General features: G+C 62.3%; 17 protein-coding genes and 1 pseudogene. 7 read left to right on the forward strand and 11 right to left on the reverse strand.

Annotated features, from left to right (window positions below):
• Positions 1 to 115: 115 nt before the first annotated feature.
• Complete coding sequence (locus L3V85_RS11230) at positions 116 to 3,046, reverse strand: heavy metal translocating P-type ATPase (RefSeq protein ID WP_171022445.1); 2,931 nt, start codon at positions 3,044 to 3,046, stop codon at positions 116 to 118.
• 188 nt (positions 3,047 to 3,234) lie between these two features.
• Between L3V85_RS11230 and cadR the strand changes: the two genes are divergently transcribed.
• The 7 genes and pseudogenes from cadR to L3V85_RS11265 all read left to right on the forward strand — a co-directional run.
• On the forward strand, positions 3,235 to 3,639 hold the full coding sequence (gene cadR / locus L3V85_RS11235; protein WP_137860478.1) for a Cd(II)/Pb(II)-responsive transcriptional regulator: 405 nt from the start codon (positions 3,235 to 3,237) through the stop codon (positions 3,637 to 3,639).
• A 540-nt stretch (positions 3,640 to 4,179) separates the two neighbouring features.
• A complete protein-coding gene (locus tag L3V85_RS11240) occupies positions 4,180 to 6,351 on the forward strand; it encodes a heavy metal translocating P-type ATPase (RefSeq protein WP_237679350.1) in 2,172 nt (723 codons plus the stop codon).
• A gap of 54 nt (positions 6,352 to 6,405) precedes the next feature.
• A complete protein-coding gene (gene tnpA, locus L3V85_RS11245; protein WP_237677820.1) occupies positions 6,406 to 6,807 on the forward strand; it encodes an IS66-like element accessory protein TnpA in 402 nt (133 codons plus the stop codon).
• Entirely contained in the window at positions 6,804 to 7,142 is a 339-nt protein-coding gene (gene tnpB, locus L3V85_RS11250; protein ID WP_237677819.1) for an IS66 family insertion sequence element accessory protein TnpB, read from the forward strand. Before tnpA ends, tnpB begins: the two co-directional genes overlap by 4 nt.
• A gap of 179 nt (positions 7,143 to 7,321) precedes the next feature.
• The gene (tnpC, locus tag L3V85_RS11255; RefSeq protein ID WP_237679351.1) at positions 7,322 to 8,950 is read left to right on the forward strand and encodes an IS66 family transposase; all 1,629 of its coding nucleotides are present in this window, start codon (positions 7,322 to 7,324) and stop codon (positions 8,948 to 8,950) included.
• Positions 8,947 to 9,450, forward strand: a complete 504-nt coding sequence (locus L3V85_RS11260) for a hypothetical protein (protein WP_237677815.1) — start codon at positions 8,947 to 8,949, stop codon at positions 9,448 to 9,450. Before tnpC ends, L3V85_RS11260 begins: the two co-directional genes overlap by 4 nt.
• 42 nt (positions 9,451 to 9,492) lie before the next feature.
• A pseudogene (locus L3V85_RS11265) lies at positions 9,493 to 9,996 on the forward strand (HAD-IC family P-type ATPase); the annotation flags it as partial.
• Positions 9,997 to 10,049: 53 nt separating this feature from the next.
• On the opposite strand, the gene L3V85_RS11270 reads toward L3V85_RS11265, so the two are convergent.
• The 10 genes from L3V85_RS11270 to L3V85_RS11315 all read right to left on the reverse strand — a co-directional run bounded on the left by L3V85_RS11270 (position 10,050) and on the right by L3V85_RS11315 (position 20,266).
• Positions 10,050 to 10,289 carry a hypothetical protein gene (locus tag L3V85_RS11270; RefSeq protein ID WP_137860480.1) on the reverse strand — a complete coding sequence of 80 codons (240 nt, stop codon included), beginning with the start codon at positions 10,287 to 10,289 and terminating at the stop codon, positions 10,050 to 10,052.
• A gap of 42 nt (positions 10,290 to 10,331) precedes the next feature.
• Entirely contained in the window at positions 10,332 to 11,243 is a 912-nt protein-coding gene (locus L3V85_RS11275) for a cation diffusion facilitator family transporter (RefSeq protein ID WP_137860481.1), read from the reverse strand.
• Positions 11,244 to 11,251: 8 nt separating this feature from the next.
• Entirely contained in the window at positions 11,252 to 11,737 is a 486-nt protein-coding gene (locus tag L3V85_RS11280; RefSeq protein ID WP_137860482.1) for a hypothetical protein, read from the reverse strand.
• 10 nt (positions 11,738 to 11,747) lie between these two features.
• Positions 11,748 to 12,086, reverse strand: coding sequence for a P-II family nitrogen regulator (locus tag L3V85_RS11285; RefSeq protein ID WP_137860483.1), 339 nt, complete (start codon positions 12,084 to 12,086; stop codon positions 11,748 to 11,750).
• Complete coding sequence (locus L3V85_RS11290) at positions 12,083 to 15,208, reverse strand: efflux RND transporter permease subunit (RefSeq protein WP_137860484.1); 3,126 nt, start codon at positions 15,206 to 15,208, stop codon at positions 12,083 to 12,085. Before L3V85_RS11290 ends, L3V85_RS11285 begins: the two co-directional genes overlap by 4 nt.
• Positions 15,209 to 15,225: 17 nt before the next feature.
• Positions 15,226 to 16,443 (reverse strand): efflux RND transporter periplasmic adaptor subunit, encoded by a 1,218-nt coding sequence (locus L3V85_RS11295; protein WP_137860485.1) that lies wholly within the window; start codon positions 16,441 to 16,443, stop codon positions 15,226 to 15,228.
• Positions 16,440 to 17,759 (reverse strand): TolC family protein, encoded by a 1,320-nt coding sequence (locus tag L3V85_RS11300; protein ID WP_137860486.1) that lies wholly within the window; start codon positions 17,757 to 17,759, stop codon positions 16,440 to 16,442. Before L3V85_RS11300 ends, L3V85_RS11295 begins: the two co-directional genes overlap by 4 nt.
• Positions 17,760 to 17,848: 89 nt before the next feature.
• Positions 17,849 to 18,202: a hypothetical protein gene (locus L3V85_RS11305; protein WP_137860487.1), complete on the reverse strand. Its 354-nt coding sequence runs from the start codon at positions 18,200 to 18,202 to the stop codon at positions 17,849 to 17,851.
• A gap of 90 nt (positions 18,203 to 18,292) precedes the next feature.
• Positions 18,293 to 18,592, reverse strand: coding sequence for a zinc ribbon domain-containing protein (locus tag L3V85_RS11310; protein ID WP_337250116.1), 300 nt, complete (start codon positions 18,590 to 18,592; stop codon positions 18,293 to 18,295).
• Between the two features lie 63 nt (positions 18,593 to 18,655).
• Positions 18,656 to 20,266 carry a phosphoethanolamine transferase gene (locus L3V85_RS11315; protein WP_171022446.1) on the reverse strand — a complete coding sequence of 537 codons (1,611 nt, stop codon included), beginning with the start codon at positions 20,264 to 20,266 and terminating at the stop codon, positions 18,656 to 18,658.
• Positions 20,267 to 20,397 lie beyond the last annotated feature (131 nt).

The raw sequence follows: 20,397 nt of genomic DNA on the forward strand, positions 1-20,397 counted from the left end.
ATTGATTCTCATTTTATCGACGGCTCGCACCAGCAGGTCGGGGTGTTGATGTCAGTGACTCCGACGCTGCCGTGCAAGCACAGGGGACGGGCCCGGCGGACCGTCCCTGCTCAATTCAGCGCTTGTCGACCTGGGGCGCCGTGGGCGCGCGCAGCAGGCGCAAGCCGTTGAAGACGACGGCAAGGCTGGCGCCCATGTCGGCCAGGATCGCGAGCCACAAACTCGCATGGCCGGTGAACGCGAGAACCATAAAGATGGCTTTGGTGCCCAGGGCGAACACGATGTTGGCGGTCAAGATTCCGCCCACGCGTTGCGACAGCCTGACAAATTCAGGCAACTTGCGCAGGTCGTCCTGCATCAGCGCGACGTCTGCAGTTTCGATGGCCGTGTCGGTACCTGCGGCACCCATCGCAAAGCCTATGCTCGACCTCGCCAGCGCCGGTGCATCGTTGACGCCATCGCCCACCATGCCGACAGGACCGCGCGTGAGCAACTCCTCGATGGCTTGCAGCTTGTCTTGTGGAAGCAGCTCGCCTTTCGCACTGGTGATTCCGACCTGGGTTGCGACGGCTTGCGCGGTTTTCTTGTTGTCGCCTGTCAGCATCACGGGCTCAATGCCCAGCGATTTCAGGTCCTCGATGGCCTGGCGGCTGGTTTCGCGCACGGTGTCGGCGACGCCCAGCACCGCCAGGACCTCCCTATCGGTGGCCAGTACCACCGCTGTTTTTGCCTGGAGCTCCAGCGCATCGAGCTGGGCTTCCAACTCAGGCGAGCAGATGCCAAGTTCCTCGATGAGCCGGTGGTTGCCGACGTAGTAGGTGCGCCCGTCCACATCGCCTTTGACGCCACGTCCGGGGATAGCTTCAAACCGCTCGACAGAAGCAAGTGCTCCATCACCATGTCCGGCAACGATTGCCGTGGCCACAGGGTGCTCCGACAGCACATCGATGCTCGCCGCGAGACGCAATGCCTCGCCTTTTGTCAGGGTGCCCTGCGCAATGACGTCCGTGAGGGCAGGACGACCATGGGTCAACGTCCCGGTCTTGTCCAATGCCACCGATTTCAGGTGCCGTCCCTGCTCAAGATAAAGGCCGCCCTTGACCAGGATGCCACGGCGCGCCGCAGCAGCCAGACCGCTTACCACGGTGACCGGCGTGGAAATCACCAGCGCGCATGGGCAGGCGATGACCAACATGACCAGTGCCTTGTAGACCCACTCGAACCAGGGTTGGCCGAAGGCCAGTGGAGGAATGACTGCAACGGCAAGCGCGACCGCGAACACCGCAGGCGTATAGATGCTGGCAAACCTGTCGACGAAGCGTTGTGTGGGCGCACGCTGGCCCTGCGCCTCCTGGACGGATCGTGCGATTCGGTCGAGCGTGGTCTCGCCCGTGCGCGAAGTGACGCGAAACTCCAGCGTGCCGCGTTCGTTGATGGTGCCGGCAAAGACCGTGGCGCCAACTGCCTTCTCGACAGGCATGCTTTCGCCGGTGATCGGCGCCTGATTCACCGAGGACTGGCCGGCGACCACTTCGCCATCGAGAGCGATTCGTTCTCCCGGCCGCACGCGTACTACGCCTCCAACAGGCACAGCATCCGCTTTGACCTCGATCCACTGCCCATCGGGTTGACGCACCAAGGCACTTTCGGGTGCGAGGTCCATCAGTTTGCGAATCGCATTGCGGGCCCGGTCCAGGCTCAGCGCCTCGATCATCTCCGCAATGCCGAAAAGCCAAATGACCACCGCCGCCTCGGGCCACTGACCGATCAGCGCCGCGCCGATGACGGCGACCGTCATCAGTAGGTTCATGTTCAGTGATCGCGTCTTCAGCGCGATCCAGCCCTTCTTGAGCGTTTCGATGCCGCCCAGACCAATTGCAGCAAGACTGGCAAGAATGACAGGCCAGGAGGCTTCTGGCGTCCCCGCGAAAACCATGGCCTCCGCACCGAGCGCCAACACGCCGGAGATGGCCATGCGAAGCCATTGCCCGCGCGAAATGCCGGAGCCGAACTCGCGCGGAGCGGAAGGCGTCGGTTCACTGGCACTTTGCAGGACAGGCGCCATCCCGAGCCGCTCGATTGCTGCGGTCACGGGAGCGAGGTCCGCAAGCTCGTGGCTCACGGTCAGCGTGCGGCCCATCAAGTTGAAGCTCAAGGCGTTCACACCAGGCATGCCTTCAAGCGCTTTGCGAAGAAGTCCTTCCTCGGTCGGGCAGTCCATCTTCTCGATGAGATACACGGCCCGCCCCTGAGATTCGGCTCCGCCAACTTGCTCGACACTGGCCTTCATGCCCACGTCGTTCAAGGCTTTGAGGATCGGGGCGTGATCCGGCAGATGATGCTGGATATCGAGCCGACGATTCATGAGGTCGAAATCCAGTTGCTCGATGCCGTCGATCGTGCCAAGGCGCTTGCGGATCGTTGCCTCTTCCGTCGGGCAATCCATGTTGGAAATGAAAAAGCGCGTGGCGCCTCCTATCGCGGGCGCTGCCACAGAGGAGAGCGGCGCCGCAGCGGCGATTGAGGCAGGTGAAGGTGCATCGCCTCCCGTCTTCGCGACGGGCTTCATGCCCAAGCCTTCGATGGTTCGGGCAATCGAGGTCGTATCGCTGAGCGTATGCGACACCGTCAGTGTGTGGGCCTTCAAGTCGAATTCCACGGCTCGAACGCCAGCCAACGGCTCCAGCACTGAGCGCAACTGACGCTCTTCGTTGGGGCAGTCCATCTGCTCAATGAAGTAAACGACCTGCCGCGGCCCCTTCGTATCCACGACAGCTTGCATGCCGATGTCGTGCAGGGCGCGCAGAATTGCGTTTTGACCGGCAGAAGCATGAGTCACCTCCAGGCGACGCCCGGCCAGTTCGAAAGTCATCCCCTGGATGCCATCGAGTTGTCCCAAGCGCTTGCGGATCTGGGCCTCCTCGCTAGGACAGTCCATGTTGGCGATGGCAAAGCCAGTAACAACTGGCTCCGCTGTTGGCGTCTTCACATCGCCCGTGGAGCACCCGCAGCTCGAGCCGCACGAAGTTTGCGTCATTGCATTCATTGATCAGTGGTCCTCAAATTCCCGGGCTTCAAGGGGTTGCAGTACGCGCGTTCGCCCTTGGCGCCAATGTGTTCACGAGCGTGCTATCGCAAGCGCTTGATCGAAAAGCCCAGCCAAGGCATGATTAAGAACCCTAAAGTAGGTTGAGAGTCAAGAGCAAGCCCGCAGCGGACACCCGGAAATGCAACATGAAAATTGGTGAACTGGCCAGCGCGACGGGGATGCAGATTCCCACAATCCGCTTCTACGAGCAGGAGGCATTGTTGTCGCCGCCTGCGCGGACGGCGGGCAACTACCGGCGTTACGACGAATCTCATGTTCAGCGCCTGGCCTTTGTTCGGCATTGCCGCTCACTCGACATGAGTCTTGAGGACATCCGGGTGCTGCTGAAGTTCAAGGACCATCAAAACGAGCCTTGTGACGAGGTCAACGAACTGTTGGACAAACACATTCTTCAGCTCGCCAAGCGCATTGAGGAGTTGCGGTCACTGGAGGGGCTGCTGATGACGCTCAGGGCTCAATGCTGCTCGGGTCAGGTCGCCGAGCGGTGCGGAATACTCGACGGCCTGACGGCGGCCTCTCAAAAGCAGTAGTGGCCGACTGCGCCAGATTCGGCGCGATCATTGCCAGCACAACTTTGCAGGTCAGGATTCAGCTCCGTGGCTTAGAGCGCGGAGGGTGATGCGACCATGTCGCAGTGCGACGACACGTGCTGGCGCCGAAAACCCGTCGAGCGATGCTTGCTCTGGCACCGCGCACGAATGATTGCAACGCTAGCCCGGCCAGGGCAGGAAGGCAAATGGCGGCCCCCGGCCCCAAACGTAGTCGAGGCTCCGAGCTGCTTCCAAAACAATCTGCAAACATGCAGCCACAAGCACGGCCGCATTCGCCGGCATTGGGAGCAGCCAGGCTGCGGTCTTCAACGGATTGCGGCTTCCGAGGGCATCGAGGGCATCAAGGTAACGCTGGTTGAGCGCGACTTTGCCACTTCCCGCAGTGCGCATAGCAACTTGGGGTGTTGTCGCACATCGAGAGACCAAAAATTAATCGAAAGTCCTGCTGCGCGATGAGGTGCGAATCAACTCATGCCAGCGCTGCATGCGGTATTCACTTTTCAATAGAAGGCAACATCCATGACTGACTCGAGCAAGCTCCGTTTGGATCTACCCCTGATCCTTCCAGACGTGGACGACGTCGAGGATCACTGCGTACAACGGCTGACAGAAGCGCTCGAGGGACGCCCTGGCATCTCCGAGGCTCACATCGTTCGAGATGCCAATGGACAGCCGCAGCTGTGCCTGCACTACGACCAGTCCGTCGTCTCCATAACCCGCTTGCGCGAGCTGGTCGGCTCGGTTGGCGCACAGTTGAGCGAGCGGTTCTCTCACCTGACGATCAGAGCTGATGGCTCGCTTCATGCACGTGCGGCGCGCAGCGTTGCCGCCGACCTGCGAAGTGTTCCTGGCGTCTTGGAAGCAGATGTGTCGGGCTCCGGCTCCGTCCGTATTGAATACGACCGGCAACTGGTGTCAGCGGAGACCTTGAGGGCAAAGGCCGCAGCGCTTGGGATCCACACGACGGCCGCCAACGCACCGCGAACAGACGCCGCACCGGAGACTCCACCCCGGCCTTCCCGCTCCGACGATGAACCCATCGACCATGCCAATCACGACCACGCGGGCCACAAGCACAGCGGGCCTGACCACAGCGACCACGCGGATCATGCAGGCCATGATCACGGCAAGAAAGGTGCTGGCGGTCATGCGGGTCATGACCACTCCGAGGGCGGCCTCCTGGGAGAGAAGAGCGAACTGATCTTTGCCGCGCTCGCCGGCGTACTGTTGACCGCAGGATGGCTGATCGAGCGCAGCGCCGCCGGACCCGCTTGGCTCCCCACGGCAACCTACATCGCTGCATATTTCTTCGGCGGCTTCTATACAGTCAAGGAAGCCTTTGAGAACCTGAAGGCACGCCGTTTCGAGATCGATACGCTGATGCTGGTGGCGGCGCTGGGTGCCGCGGCGCTCGGCAAGTGGGCGGAAGGCGCCCTGCTGCTGTTCCTTTTTAGCCTGGGTCACTCGCTCGAGCACTACGCGATGGGACGCGCCCGCAAGGCCATCGAAGCACTTGCCAAGCTCGCACCCGAGACGGCTACTGTGCGACGTGACAGTGGTACCGAAGAAGTCGCTGTCGAACAACTGAAGGTCGGTGACGTGGTCGTCGTGCGGCCCAACGAGCGACTGCCGGCCGATGGTGTCGTTGTGGTTGGGACGTCCAGCGTGAACCAGGCGCCAGTCACTGGCGAGAGCGTACCGGTCGACAAGCGGCCAGTCGACGACATCAAAGCGGCGCTCGCAGCCTTTGATCGCGTTGCGCCGGAGCATCGCGTTTTCGCGGGCACGATCAACGGGTCGGGTGCCATCGAGGTGACCGTTGCTCGCCGTGCTGAACAATCCACGATGGCCCGCGTGGTCAAAATGGTGACCGAGGCGGAGGCACAACGCTCGCCGACGCAGCAATTCACCGAGCGCTTCGAGCGCATCTTCGTCCCTGCTGTCCTGGCCTTGGTTGTCCTGCTGCTGTTCGCCGGCTTCGTGATCGATGAGCCGTTCTCTGACACCTTCTATCGGGCGATGGCCGTTCTGGTCGCAGCAAGTCCGTGCGCATTGGCCATCTCCGTCCCTAGCGCCGTTCTCAGCGGCGTGGCACGCGCCGGCAGAGGCGGCGTCCTGGTCAAGGGAGGCGGCCCTCTGGAGAATCTCGGCACGCTGACTTCCATCGCTTTCGACAAGACTGGAACGCTGACCGAAGGCAAGCCCAAACTGACCGATGCGGTTGCAATGCAGGGAGTCACAGATGATGAACTGCTGGCCGTGGCGCTGGCCGTTGAAGAGCACAGCGACCATCCCCTGGCGACCGCCATCGTGTCCGGCGCGCGCGAACGCCTCGGTGATCACGCGAAGACGGTTACTGCCTCGGACGTCAAAAGCATCACCGGACGCGGCGTCCGGGCACAAGTCGACGGCGAGCTCGTTTACATCGGCAAGCCGATCCTGTTTTCCGAGCTGCCAGGCTCTTCACTGCCTCAGGACGTGAAGGAGACGAACGACAAGCTGGTCGCTTCCGGTCGGACAACCATGGTCGTGCGCAAAGGTGAGCGTTACCTAGGGGTGATTGCCGTGATGGATACCCCGCGCCCCGTGGCAGCGCAAGTTATGGCCGAACTCCGAGCGCTTGGCATCGAGCGGCTCATCATGATCTCCGGAGACAACCAACAAGGTGAGCGTCCAGTCCAACCATCTTGAAAGCCTGCTCGGAGCATAGGAGCCTAGTCCCCATCAACAACTCTTGGTGGACACGTGAGCACTATCCCCGATCAGCAAGCCGGCACACGCCGGCGACGTCGCATTCACAGCGACGAATTCAAGGCAAACGCTGTGGCCAGCTGCATGCAGCCGGGCATGTCGATGGCGGCGGTGGCAATGGCCCACGGCGTCAACGCGAATCTGCTGCGCCGATGGGTTCGCGACGCAGAGATGAACTCGGCAACCACCGTCGTCAGCGCGACCACCGTCGAGGGCCCCAAGGCGCAAGAAGCCAAGACAGTGTTCGTCCCGGTCAGCTTGCCGCCACCAGTGCAGCCGGCTCATAGCCCGGACGTTCGCATCGAGCTGCGACGTGGGCCGATCGCGGTCACCGTGACCTGGCCGGCGAGCGCCGCAAGCGAGTGCGCGGCCTGGATGCGCGAGTTGCTTCGATGATCCGCATCGACGCGATGTGGCTGGCCGCAGACCCTATCGACATGCGCGCCGGCGCCGAGCGCCTGTTGGCGCGCGTTGTGCAAGTCTTCGGCGCAGCGCAGGCGCACCATGGCTACCTGTTCGCGAACGCCCGCGGCACGCGTGTCAAGCTGCTGGTGCACGACGGCTTCGGCGTGTGGTGCGCGGCGCGCCGGCTCAACGCGGGGCGCTTCGTCTGGCCCAGCACGACCGATGCGACGCCTTTGCTGTCGCTCACACCTGCGCAGTTCGACGCCTTGGTCCTGGGCCTGCCCTGGCAGCGGCTTCCCGAGCTGAGCGTCATCACGCGAGCCTGAGGAGCCGGCGCCAACGCCAACGCCACCTGCCCCAAGCGTTGACGGGGGATGTGCCGATGTTGGCATCGGCGTGCACTGGCATCATTCAACGCATGCTTGGTGCGCGTGATCTTCCTGTAGCGAATCCTTCGGGACTGTCCGCCGAGACAGCTGCGCTGGTTGCTCAGCTGCTCCAGCGGGTGCAAGACCAGCAGCAGCAACTGGCCGAGCATGGCCGTGTCCTTGCGCAGCGCGACCAGGCGCTCGCCGAGCGCGACGCGCTGCTGCAGCGCAAGGACCGCGAGATCGCCCTGCGCGAGGCCAAGATCGAGAAGATCACCTTCGAGCTGGCCAGGCTCAAGCGCTGGAAGTTCGGCGCCAAGTCCGAGGCCATGAACGCCGAGCAGCGCCGCCTGTTCGAGGAGACGCTGGCCGAGGACGAGGCGGGCCTGCGCGAGCAGCTCGAGCGGCTTCGGCGTGAAGCCGCCGCGGCTGCGGCCGCCGCAGCAGCCTCGGACACAACGACCAAGGCGCCCTCGCGCCGGCCGCGCCGCAACCCGTTCCCCGATCACTTGCGCCGTGTCGAACACCACCACGAGCCCGAGCGCACCGACTGCCTGGAGCCCGGCTGCGGGCGCCCGATGACGCGCATCGGCCAGGAGGTCAGCGAGCGCCTGGACATCGTGCCGGCCGAGTTCTTCGTGCACCGCCACATCTATGGCAAGTGGGCCTGCCGCTGCTGCCAGGTGCTGCGCCAGGCGCCCAGCGTGGCAGAGGTCATCGAAGGCGGTATCGCTGCCAGCGGCTTCGTCGCGCACACGCTGATCAGCCGCTTCGTGGACCACATGCCGTACTACCGGCAAACGACCATCAACGCCCGCAGCGGCGTGCACACACCGCGCTCCACGCTGGCGTCCATCACCGGCCAGGCCGGCGCGGCGCTGCAGCCGCTGCACGAGGCGCACAGGCGCTTCATCCTCAGCTGTGCGGTGCTGCACGCCGATGAGACACCCGTGTCCCTGCTGGACCCAGGCGCGGGCAAGACGCGAAGAGCCTACGTCTGGGCCTACGCCAGAAGCTGGCACGACAAGGTGCCTGGGGTGATCTACGAGTTCTGCCCGGGACGCGGGGCGCAGTACCCGCTGGCCTTCCTGGGAGGCCGAGAGAGACACGGCAGACGATGGTCGGGCACGCTGCTGAGTGACCGCTACAGCGCCTACGAGACTGTGGTCGATCCCCGGCTGTATCCGGACCGCCTGGGCGCCGCCTGCGCCGCGCACGCGCGCCGCAACTTCGAAGAGTTGACGCACGACGGCACCAGCGTGGTGGGCCTGGAGGCGGTGCGTCGCTTCGCGCGCATCTATGGCGTCGAGGCGCAGCTCCAAGACCTCAGCGACGATGATCGCCGGGCACAACGCCAGCAGCTCGCCAGGCCGCTGTGGGAAGAGCTCAAGCACTGGCTGCAACTGGAGCGCAGGCTGGTGGCCGACGGCGGCCCGACGGCCAAGGCCATCGACTACACGCTGGGGCACTGGACCGCGCTGACGCGCCACCTGAACGACGGCGCGGTCGCCATCGACAACAACCACCTGGAGCGCCAAATCAAACCGTGGGCGATGGGTCGCCGGGCATGGATGTTCGTGGGCAGCGAACTGGCCGGCCAGCGAGCGGCCATCGTGATGAGCCTGGTGCAGTCGGCGCGCCTGAACGGCCACGACCCCTGGGCCTACCTGCGCGACGTGCTGCAGCGCCTGCCGACGCAGCGCGCCAGCCAGATCGAGGACTTGCTGCCGCACCGATGGCAGCCCGCGTGCGACGCAGCACCATGACCTTGCTCACGCAGACCGTGATGGTCCGGGCGAACATCGACGTCGACCGCATGAGCGCGCAGCAGAAGGTTGATCTGGCTGACGAAATCCACGTCCAGCAGCCCAACCTGCTGGCCTCCATCCTTGTGTTGCCTCGCTACGGGGTCGACATGCTGCAGCTTGAAGTGCCCATCCACGTTCTGCTGGTCGCCTTCCAGGCCATGAAGCACTGCGGGCACGCCGTGCCGACGATCTCTGAAGACGTCCAGGAAACCTCCTTGCGGCGGCTGACGGCGACGATGGAGTTCACCGAAGGCGTGCCGCCAGCCCTCGTCGAGCAGATGATCACGAAGTCCTGCGTCGACCACCCTGAGCGCTACCTGCTTGCGTTCGTGTACGGCTATCTCGGCGAGCACGATCTGTTGCGCGTGAGAACTGACGCCGAGAAGTTCTTGCTGCTGGCCGCCCTCAGCCTCGTGGAGTGTGTGGCCTACGTCGGAGCACAGCTGCAGTCCAAGTGACCCGCGTGCGGCCGGTCAAGATGGTCGGACTGGACGCTCACCCAACAAGTCGCCGATGCGGTAGCCAAGAGTGTCGGCCTGACCGAGGCACGGGGCGATCTCATGCCGGAGCAGAAGGTCGATGCCATCAAGGCACTTCGCAAGGAGCATGGCAAGGTCGCCATGGTTGGCGACGGCGTCAACGATGCGCCTGCGATGGCCAACTCGACGGTTGGTATCGCCATGGGTGCGGCGGGCTCCGACGTCGCGCTTGAAACCGCCGACGTCGCCCTGATGGCCGATGACCTGACCCAGTTGCCGTTCGCGGTAGGGTTGTCGCGCAGCACGAGTCGCATCATCAAGCAGAACCTCTACGTGAGCCTGGGCGTGGTTGCTGTGCTGATTCCCGCGACGATCTTTGGCCTGAACATTGGCACCGCCGTTCTGTTTCACGAAGGCTCGACCTTGCTGGTCGTCGTGAACGCGCTGCGTCTGCTGGCATACAAGAAAGGCACCTTTCAGGCGCCGCAAATTGCGACAGCGGTCCCGGCAGGCGCAACCTCCTAAAGCAACACTGACGTTCCTAGCTCAGAAGTTCATCTATCAACGAACGCCGAGCGCTATCTCTTGTGATTTTTGTGGCTCTTGCGAGCCGGCATGCTTTTCTTTTTGGCGTCGCGTCCCGAAAGTCGATCGAGCAGACTTTTTGCGTAGGGGCGGCGATGCGCCGCAGGAAAGTCGCGGCGCTCTTTCCACCATCGAACAAGAAGAAATATCACGGCTCCGATGGCGAGGATGCTGATGTACAGGCCCAGCATCATGAAAAAGTGCGAGCCATCGTCGGTTGTGGTGCGGTACACGGCCTTTCCTTTCCGTCGAACTTAGAAGGTTCGGGTGGGAGATCACTCGAACCGATGTGTTTCCGACGCCTGACCGCATGGAACGCGTTCAGGTTGGATCGTCGAGTGGTGAATGTCAAAGCGCTCCGCAAGGATGCGGGATCCCTCCGCCACGAGACTGTCTAAGTCACCGCTTCCGCTGACTAGATGAACGCTCAAGCTCACCTTGCCGCTGGAGATAGCCCAGACGTGCAGCTCGTGAATGGAATCCACACTCGGCAATTCGCGCAGAGCTTTTTCGATCTCTGCAACATCGACATCGTCCGGCGCACCCTCGAGAAGAATATTCATGCTGTCTCGCAACAGCAGCCAAGTCCGCGGCAACACCCAGAATCCAATCGCGACGGCGATCACGGAATCGACCCAGGTCCAGCCTGTAAACCAGATCACGACGGCCCCTGCAATTACTCCCATCGACCCGAGCATGTCGCTCCAGACTTCCAGGTAGGCGCCCTTGACATTGAGGCTCCGGTCCTTTCCCGACGAGAGCAATCTCATGCTCACGAGGTTCACGACAAGACCCAACGCTGCAATGATCAGCATCGGGATGGAGTCGACCGTTTGCGGCGAGCGCATCCGTTGCCAGGCTTCATAGAGGATGTAGATGGCAACACCGAAGAGCAGGAGAGCATTAAACGCGGCCGCGAGGATCTCGAATCGGTAGTAGCCGAAAGTTCGCTTGGCGTCTACTGCGCGCTTACCGATCTGGATCGCTGCAAGCGAAATAGCCAGCGCCGCTGTGTCTGTGAACATATGCGCCGCGTCGGAAATCAGCGCAAGGCTTCCGGTGACGAGTCCTCCGATCACCTCCGCGACCATGAACGTCGTGGTAAGGGCGAGGGCAATCCACAGGGATCGCTCATGGCCAGGACCCGATGCCGCTTGTACGTGCGAGTGAGAGTTTCCGGATGCCATGATCGCCTTCAAAGATGAGAGATGGGAAGCGGGTCAGGTCCGTTCGAGCTTCCCGTCTTGGTCGCATCGGCCGCTGAACCTGATCGAACTTGCAAGGGAGTTCCGCACCGAATCACATTGGTGAAGACAACATCGCCGACGGCGACATGCGGGCCATCGCCCACGACGACAACATGCGAGTGCTTGGACCCGCCGGAGCGGTACGACAAGCGAGCGAAGCGCGACGTCGCAATTTGCTGCGCGCTTGCCGTCTCTCGGCAATCGGTCCGGCCGCCTCCTCGCAGCTCACGCGCAGAGGCCACCTCAACCACCTCTGCGGTGCGCCACCCTTCGCGGAACGCACTGGCGTCCTCCATGAAGGTCGCGCAGCCGACCAAGCTCGCGGCGCAACAGGTTCCGAACGCGGCCATTGCGAACAACCGCCTGACCCGCAAACCGGTTGCGCGATCACCGCCCCTCGCGAGACAACGGGCGCGCGGATCGGAGTTGTTCATCACGGCACCATCAAGCGATGGCTTGCGCGTAGCCGACATCCATGACGTAGATCCATCCCGCACCTGCCTGACCAGTATGGGCAGCGGCTGCGATGATCTTCACGAACTCATCGGCATCTTCATCATTGCAATGGAGTTCGAGCTTGTACTCGTTCACCACTTCGTCGCCCAGTTCAATGGAGTAGCGACGCTCGGCTTCGTGAAGCGGCGCCAACGAACCCTTCACGACGTACAGGGTCAGGTTGTGCCGGCGACCGCGCGCATCGTCTCCCCAGGCGTTGGACCCCTTCAATGCGGCAATCACGGCTGCGACTCTGTTGCTGTGGACGTATGCCTTGATCTCTTTCATGGTGTTTCTCCTTCTAAGATCTCTTCAGTCTTGGCCTTTCGCCTCTCGGCTCGTTGCTCCGCCCACTCGTACATCAAGGGCAGGATCAGCAGCGTCAACGCGGTCGAAGTGAAGAGGCCACCCACCACGACCGTGGCAAGCGGGCGTTGCGTCTCGGCGCCGACACCGGTCGACAGCAGCATCGGGATGAGGCCAAGGATCGCGACAGACGCGGTCATCAGCACGGGGCGCAGCCGCAGCGCGGCCCCCTGTTGAACCGCCTCCCGGATTGGCAAGCCCTGTCGTCTCAGGTCGTTCAGGAACGTCACCATCACAATGCCGTTCAGCATGGCAACGCCGAAGACAGCGATGAAGCCGATCGCCGACGGGACCGACAGGTATTGCCCGCTGACAAACAAGCCGACGATGCCACCAATGATTGCGAACGGCACGTTGGCGATGATGAGCGTCGCATGCCGCACAGAGTTGAAGGCGGTGTACAGAAGGATAAAAATCAGGCCGATGGTCAACGGAACGATCACCCCGAGCCTCGCCATCGCTCGCTGCTGGTTCTCGAAGGAGCCGCCCCATTCGATCCAGTAGCCGGTTGGCAACTCGACTTGCGCCTTCAGCTGCGTATCCGCCTCTTTCACGAAGCTGTCGACATCACGGCCCTTGACGTCCATCTGGAGCACTGAATAGCGCTGCAGCGACTCACGTCGGATGAACGAGTACCCCTCGTCGAGCTCGATCGATGCGACCTGCGAGAAAGGCACCAGCGCCCCCCCTCCAGTGCGGATCGGAATGCTGGCAATGGCCGCGGGGCTCACTCGGAATTCGTCGGAGAGACGAACCGCGATCTCAAAACGCTTGGTGCCATCGATCAACGTGGAGACCGCGCTGCCGCCGATACCGGATTGCACGACCTCCAAGATCTCATCAGCGTTGATACCGTAGCGCGCCGCGGCGTCCCGGTTGACCTTGATGATGAGCTGCGGCTTGCCCTTGTTGGCTTCGGCCGACAGGTCCGCAATACCAGGGATCTTCCCAAGCACGCCTTGAATCTTGCCGGTGAGTCTGTCGAGCGTGGCCAGATCCTCTCCGTACAGCTTGAGCGCAAGCGTGGCCCGCACCCCGGAAATCAGTTCTTCGACGCGGGATTGGATCGGCTGAGTCGCGCCGAACACAACCGTGGGCACCACTTTTTCAAGCGCCTCCTGCATGTCCGAGGCCAGCTTTCCGTAGGAGATCTTCTCCGGCCACTCCTCGGCTGGCTTGGTGTCCAGATTCAGCTCCATGTAGTTCACGTCCGTGGTCTCGCCGCCTTCGGCGCGGCCGATGGTCGCCAGCACAGATCGGACTTGAGGAAATTGCTTGCGCAAAGCCGCGCTCACCTCGTTGGATACGCGGATGGACTCGTCCAACGAGGTGGAGGGAATACCCGTCACACGAAACTGGATCGTTCCTTCCTGGAGCTGGGGCATGAACTCCTTGCCCAGGAATGGGAACAACGCCAGCGAGGCGAGCAGCAAGACGATTGCCGAGCCGACCACCAGACGCTTGCGCTCAAGGGCCCAATCCAACAAAGGAAGGTAGATCCGCTTGGCGCGACGAACGAGGAAGGTGTCCTTTTCCTCTTTGGGCTTCAGGATCATCGCGGCGAGCACGGGGACCAGCGTCAGCGAAAGCAAGAGCGACCCCGCCATGGCGAACGTGATGGTGTACGCCATCGGCTTGAAGAGCTTTCCCTCGAGCCCGGTGAGTGAAAACAAGGGCAGGAAAACCACGATGATGATCAGGATGGCGAATGCGATCGGGTTGACCACCTCACGGGCCGCTTCCAGGATGAGGTGAGTCTTCTGAATCGGCTTGCCGGATTCCTTCGCATGCGCCAGAAGTCGGAATGCGTTCTCGACCATCACGACCGCGCCGTCCACCATCATCCCTGTGCCGATCGCCAAGCCGGCAAGCGACATCAGGTTGGCCGAGACACCGAACTGCTGCATCAGGATGAATGCGATCAACATCGCCATTGGCAGCGTGATCACCACCACGATCGCCGAGCGAAATTCGCCCAGGAACAGGAAGAGGATCACGGCGACGAGGATCGCGCCTTCGACCAGCGAGCTCTCCGCAGTGTTCAGGGCTTTCTTGACAAGCTCCGTGCGATCGTAGACGGGCTGCAGCGTCACGCCCTTCGGTAACGCCGCTTGCGCCACCGCCAACTTGGCTTTGACAGCATCCACCACGTTCTTCGCGTTTTCATTGACGCGGGCCAATGCGATGCCCAAGACAGCTTCCTTGCCGTCTCGTGTCACTGCGCCGAATCTGGGTGCAGGAGCCTCCTTGACCTGCGCGACGTTTCGCACATACACAGGCGCGCCATTGCGCTCGGCGATGACGATCTGCTCGATGTCCTTTGTGGTTCCCACCAACCCGAGACCACGCACAAGGAACTGCTCCGCGCCAAGGTTGATCGATTGGCCGCCGACCTGTTTGTTGTTGGCTGTGAGCCGCTCCATCACCTCCTTGAAGCTCACGCTGTACTGAATGAGCTTTCGCGGATCGATCTGAACCTGGAATTGCTTTTGCTCTCCACCCCACGAGACGATGTCGTCCACGCCGGGGGCCGTACGCAGGATCAGTCGCACGGTCCAGTCATGGAGCGTACGAAGGTCCATGGTGCTCATCTTCTTGTCTTCGGACTCGACGGTGTACCAAAAAACCTGGCCGAGACCCGAGCTGTTCGGACCCAGCACCGGTTCGCCATAGCCTTGAGGCAGGCGACCTTTTGCTTCCTGCAGTTTCTCGCCCACCAAGCGGCGAGCGAAATAGATGTCGACATCGTCCTTGAAGTAGACGCCTACGTAAGACAGGCCGAAGAGCGAGACCGAGCGCACTTCTTCGACGCCCGGCAAGCCAGCCATGGCGCCTTCGATCGGTGTCGTGAGCAGCTTTTCCACGTCCTCCGCGGCCAGACCTGGGGACTCTGTATAGATATTGACTTGAACCGGGGTAACGTCGGGGAAGGCATCGACAGGGACATTGCGAAATGCCTGAACGCCGAGTCCGACCAAGACGGCGAAGAAGACCAGGACGAGGACCTTGTATCGAAGCGACGCGTCTACGAGTGCGTTGAGCATGTTTTACTTTCGATTCCTCAATGTGCGTCGCCGATTTGCGACTTCAGCACGCGTGCCTTGAGGGCGTAGGTTCCCGCGCTCACCACCTGCTCGCCGGCCTTCACGCCTGACTTCACCACCGTCCGGGTACCGAGCCTGTCGCCGGGATCGATGGCGCGTTGCTCGTAAGCACCGTTCTCAAAGACGAAAACGTTGGGCTGCCCCTGCATGAGAACGATGGCCTGGTCCGGCACCGTCAGCACGTCCGTCTTCGGCGCCGACTGCGGCGAGGGGCTTTCAATGGTGGCGGTCGCGAACATCTCAGGCTTGAGGCGACCCTCACCGTTCTTCACCTCGATGCGCGCCGGAATCGAACGCGTCTCCTTGTCGAGGATGCTTGCAACGTAGGTCACTCGTCCTTCGAAGCGCTCGTCCGGATAGGCACCGACGGTGACGGTCGCTTTCGCACCGACGCGGACTTTCGCCAACTGAGCCTCGGCCAGGTTGGCCTCGATCCACAGCGTTGACAGGTCCGCGACGACGAACAAGGCATCGCTGGGCCCGGCCAAGCCGCCCACAACGGCCTTTTTCTCGATGATCGTGCCGGCCAACGGCGAAGTCAGCGGGAACACGGAGGTCACGCCTGCGCTCTGGCCCGATGGGACGCCTAGCAGCCGAAGGTGGTCCTCCGCGGCGCGGAGCGTCGCGCTTGCCTTTTCATGCTCGGCTTTGGCCCGCAGGTAATCCTTCTGCGGAATGATCTCTTCTGCCTGCAAGGCAGTGGCGCGCTTGTAGTCCGCGTCAGCCACTCGCTGAGCAGACCGTGCTTGGCTCAACGCCGACGAAGCCTCGCCAACGGCCAAACTGTCCAGGGTCGCGAGCGACTGTCCGGTTCGAACATTGTCGCCAAGGCTTGCTGCAACAGTGGCAACGCGGCCTTCGACGCGAGGCGCAATCCTGGCAATGCGATCCTGGTTCGCGCGAATCGTCGCTGTCACCGTGACGGTGTCAGCCAGGGCTTGCGCCTTGAGTTCTTCCAGGACAATGCCAGCGCGATCCGCTTCCTCCTTCGAGAGCTTGAGGCCTTCTTTCTCGGCAGCCTTCTCTTCGACAGCGGGCTTCTCGGCCGAACCGTTGCTGCCTCCGCAACCGGAAAGTGCGATCACTGCAAAGGCCGCGCAGATCGCTGCGGCAAGCTTGGTCAGAGCGGAACGTTCGGTACTGCGCTGATCGACCAGGGCGGAATTGAATTTCATGGCGTGACTCCTTCAGGAGGCCAGCCGGCGGCCAGCTCCAGTGCAAGACGGGTGGATTGATAGTCGATGAGCGCGTCGATCAGATCGCGGCGTGCGTCGAGGGCTTGCCTGTTCACCACGATCAACTCGAGAAGACCGATCTGGCCGGCGCGCTGGGACTTGACCGAAAGCTGCTGGTTATCGAGCAGCGCCGGAAGCACACGCTCCTGGAGCCTGGTGACACGATCCCTCAGGCTCTCCAGCTTGGCCCAGAGTGCCCGCACCTGCGCCTGCGCATCTCGAAGGCCCGCACTGCGCGAGATCTCGGCTTGGGTGAGCGCGCTGCTCGCCTGTCCAATGCCGGCGGCATTGCGTTTGAACAATGGCAGCGGCACGGAGACCGAAACGGTTGTGAGACGTTCGCGTGCACCGGATGCACCTTCACGCCCCACGCCGACGCCGACAGTGAGATCGGGATAGCGGCTGGCGCTCTCCAACTTCAGCTTGGCCCGTGCCGAATCTTCCCGTGCGCGCAGCGCCTGGAGGCGCGGCTGGCTATCAACCTGGGACAGCAAGGACTCGAGGCTGTAAGCCGCGCTTGCCGTGGGGCGAAGCTCGCCGCTCGCCTGTGGCAGGCTTTCCATGCGGAGTTGAAGCTTCGCAGCCAGCTCAGCGCGAGCGTCGATCAGTTGTTCCTTTGCGACGGCCAACTGGTTGCGGGCACGCTCGGCCTCGACCGCTGCCACGTTGGAATCCAGCTTGGTGTCTTCACCTGCGATCCGTCGCTTTTGCACAGCTGCTGCAGTACTTTCGAAGAGACCCAGCGCCTGCTCTTCGAGCTCGGTGCGTTGTTGCAAGGCGAGGACGCGGTAGTACAGCTGCGCCACCTCGACGCGAACTTGTCTGCGGGTCTCGGCGATCTCTTCCTGCAGGGCCATCAACGCCGCGTCGGCAGCTTCGCGGCGAAAGCCTCGCTGGCCTGCGATCTCGAATGTCTGCTGGACGCTGCTCGACCACTCGCGACGCCGTTCAGACGACGCTCCCTCCTGTGGGACAGTCCGGCGGGTGCCATCCAAAGAGACGACTGGATTGTTGTAGAGGAAGGCGTTGGCGTCGGTGCGCGAACCTTCCGCCGAAGCGAGTTCGGCCCGCTTGGCTCTCAAGGCCGGATTGGATTCTTCAGCCAGCCGCCATACCTCCGTCAGGCTCAATCCCTGAAGGACCGGCAGGGGTTGTGCTGGTTGCGCAGTTTGGGCGGTGGATGTCGCGACTTGCGCGAGGCTGGGCCATGCGGCCAAAGCCAATGCACTGGCAATGACCAGCGTCTTGATTCGCATCGAATTCTCCTAGCGTTGAAAAACAACCAAAGGCGAGATTCGGCGAGCAGTCGTCGTGGGAAAAGGAAAAGAGAAAACGAGCTCGCCGATCAGAGGGCGAGCGTTCGTGCTGGGCGTTCAAGCCCTATGGGGATTGGGGAACGATAGGTAGGAAGGCTGAGCGCCGGGGGCCATCCTCCGACAGGGGCCAGGAAATGAAGAGACAGAACCGGAGCGATGTAGGCAACGCTGGCATGACAACCGATGCAGTCGTCGCTGTCGGCGATCGTCTTCTGCTTCAGGTCTTTGCTTTTTTCACCCGAAGATGCGTTGGCCTGATGCTCATGGTGACCAAAATGCGTGGCACCGGTGCCAGCCTCATGCCTGCAGTAACCCGTGGCCGCGCCCCACGCGAACTGCAGCGGCAGGATCGCGAGAAGCAGGGTTAGGAGGAACGTACGCATGGTCGCAAGTGTATCGAGGGCGCTAGATTTATCGATGCGCTTGAGCGTGAAATTGCGGCAAAGGCGCCGGCAATCTCGCGGGATCGCAGCTTACGCCGCCGCCTGGCCACACTTTGCGCAAAAGCGCGCACCTGGCACCAAGGCGGTGGCGCAGCCAGAGCAAACCCGTGCTGCGACGGGGGCTGCGCCGCATTGTGCGCAGAAATTCGCGCCAGGAAGGAACGGTGCCCGGCACGAACGGCAAGGCTGGCCACCGCGCGCATCGGCATCTCCGTAGGGATAGCCGCCCTCCCGACCACCGTGATGTCCCGAACGGTTCGACTGGCCATGCCCACGTCGGCCATGACCTCCGTTTGCCATGTTTCGAAAGATGTCGCTGAAGAAGCTCATGATGATTCCTTGGAGGGCGGGAGCGCCCGTTGCTGTGGAATGAAGTGATTGGAAACCATAAAGTCACTTCAGGGTCAAGCGCTGCGGTGCGTTTCCGCATGCATGGGACGCCCGAGCGATCGCCAATATGTCCAGATCGGCTCGGTACGCCGCGGTGGCGACGCCGAAAAACCCAAGCAATGTTGAAAACAGGTTGTCGTGGGAATATTTCTGCCCGGTAACCGAAGCAAGGCATGAAATCGGCAATTTCAGGCGCTCCTGTGTCTGAGCCGGCAGCCAGGCGAGCATGGGAACGTGCGTTTGCTCGCTGGGCGCAAGCATCGGCGGCAGCCCGTGCAGATAGATGTTTCGCTCGCCAAGGCTTTCACCATGGTCCGAGATGTAGAGAACCGCGATGTCCATCGCGGGGGCGCGAGCGCGCGCTACATCCACGATTCGAGCGATGTTCTGGCTGGTGTACTCGATCGTGTTGTCATAGGTGTTGACGAGCGCCTGCCGGTCGCAAGACTGGATCCGATTCGTATCGCACGTCGGCTGGAATTTGCCAGGTGCTGGATACCGCCGGTAGTAGGCTGGCCCGTGACTGCCCATCTGGTGCAGAACGATTGCCGTGTCCTGCTTCACTTCATCCAGGCGCTCCTCCAGCGACCGAGCAAGGATTTCGTCCTGGCACACATCCTCACCGCAAAGGCCGTCGATGCCTGACGTCGGCATCTGCAGGGTCGGCACTCGCGCGCAGACTCCCTTGCAACCCGAGTTGTTGTCGAGCCATTGCACTGAAACACCTGTCCGCAGCAGGACGTCGAGTGCGTTCTCGCGCTCACGCGCCTTCCGCACTGAGAAATCCTCGGCACCCAGCCCGGAGAACATGCAAGGCAACGATGTCGCGGTGTCGGTGCCACACGAGACGACGTCCTGAAAGTACAGGATGTCGCGGTTGGCGAGGGCCGCATTCGTCTCGCGCGCATAGCCGCCCAGGGAGAAGTTCGCCGCTCGTGCGGTCTCACCCACGATCAGGACGAGCACCAGCGGGCGCGCGGAAAGCGACGGGGTACGACGCGCATCCGGTGCGATCTGAAGAATCGCGCCGGATGTCAGGTCTTCGCCTTTGAGGTAGCCGTAGACCGCATTGATGTAGTTGGTCGGCACGAGCTGGAAACGGAGTTCGCGGTGGTTGCGGAACGTGGGTGCCAGGGTTCCATACCACGTAGCAAGCAAGGCGCTGGCGACGCCGGCGGCCACCACACCCAGCAGAACCGTGTGGATCGCCGATCGCTTCCATTCGGCCCTGCGAATTCCGACAAACCACAGCATTGCCGCGGGCAAGACGCCCCGGCAGAACACATCAACGAACGCTGGGAGCGAGAGCAGCTCGCGGACCTCGCGTGTGTCTGTTTCGACCATGTTCCGGACCAGGCCCTTGTCGAAGAGCACTCCCCATGCATCAAGGTAGTGCGCGACGCTGGCCGACACGATCAACAGTACGCTCAACAAGACGGCGCCAACCCTGCCGGCGACGAACGGTCGCAGGAGTGCAGCGAACAGCAGCGCGAGAAAGATACCGAGCCCGGCGGTCGAGGCCAGGGTGGCGGCGCTCCAGCTATCCTGTGCAGAAGCGAAAGTCTTCCAGAAACTGAAGTTGTCTACAGCAACAATCCAGCTTGCGGTACCCAAGCATGCCCAAGTTGCGGAGAGCGCCTTATTCGTTCCCCGCGAGGGGGCAAGTGGGCCTCCTTCGGCGTCGGAAGGCAGCCGAAGGGGATTGTGATCTGGCATGGTCTGGAGTCATTCACGCCGACCAAAGG

This window comes from Variovorax paradoxus (assembly GCF_022009635.1).
Classification (GTDB): domain Bacteria; phylum Pseudomonadota; class Gammaproteobacteria; order Burkholderiales; family Burkholderiaceae_C; genus Variovorax.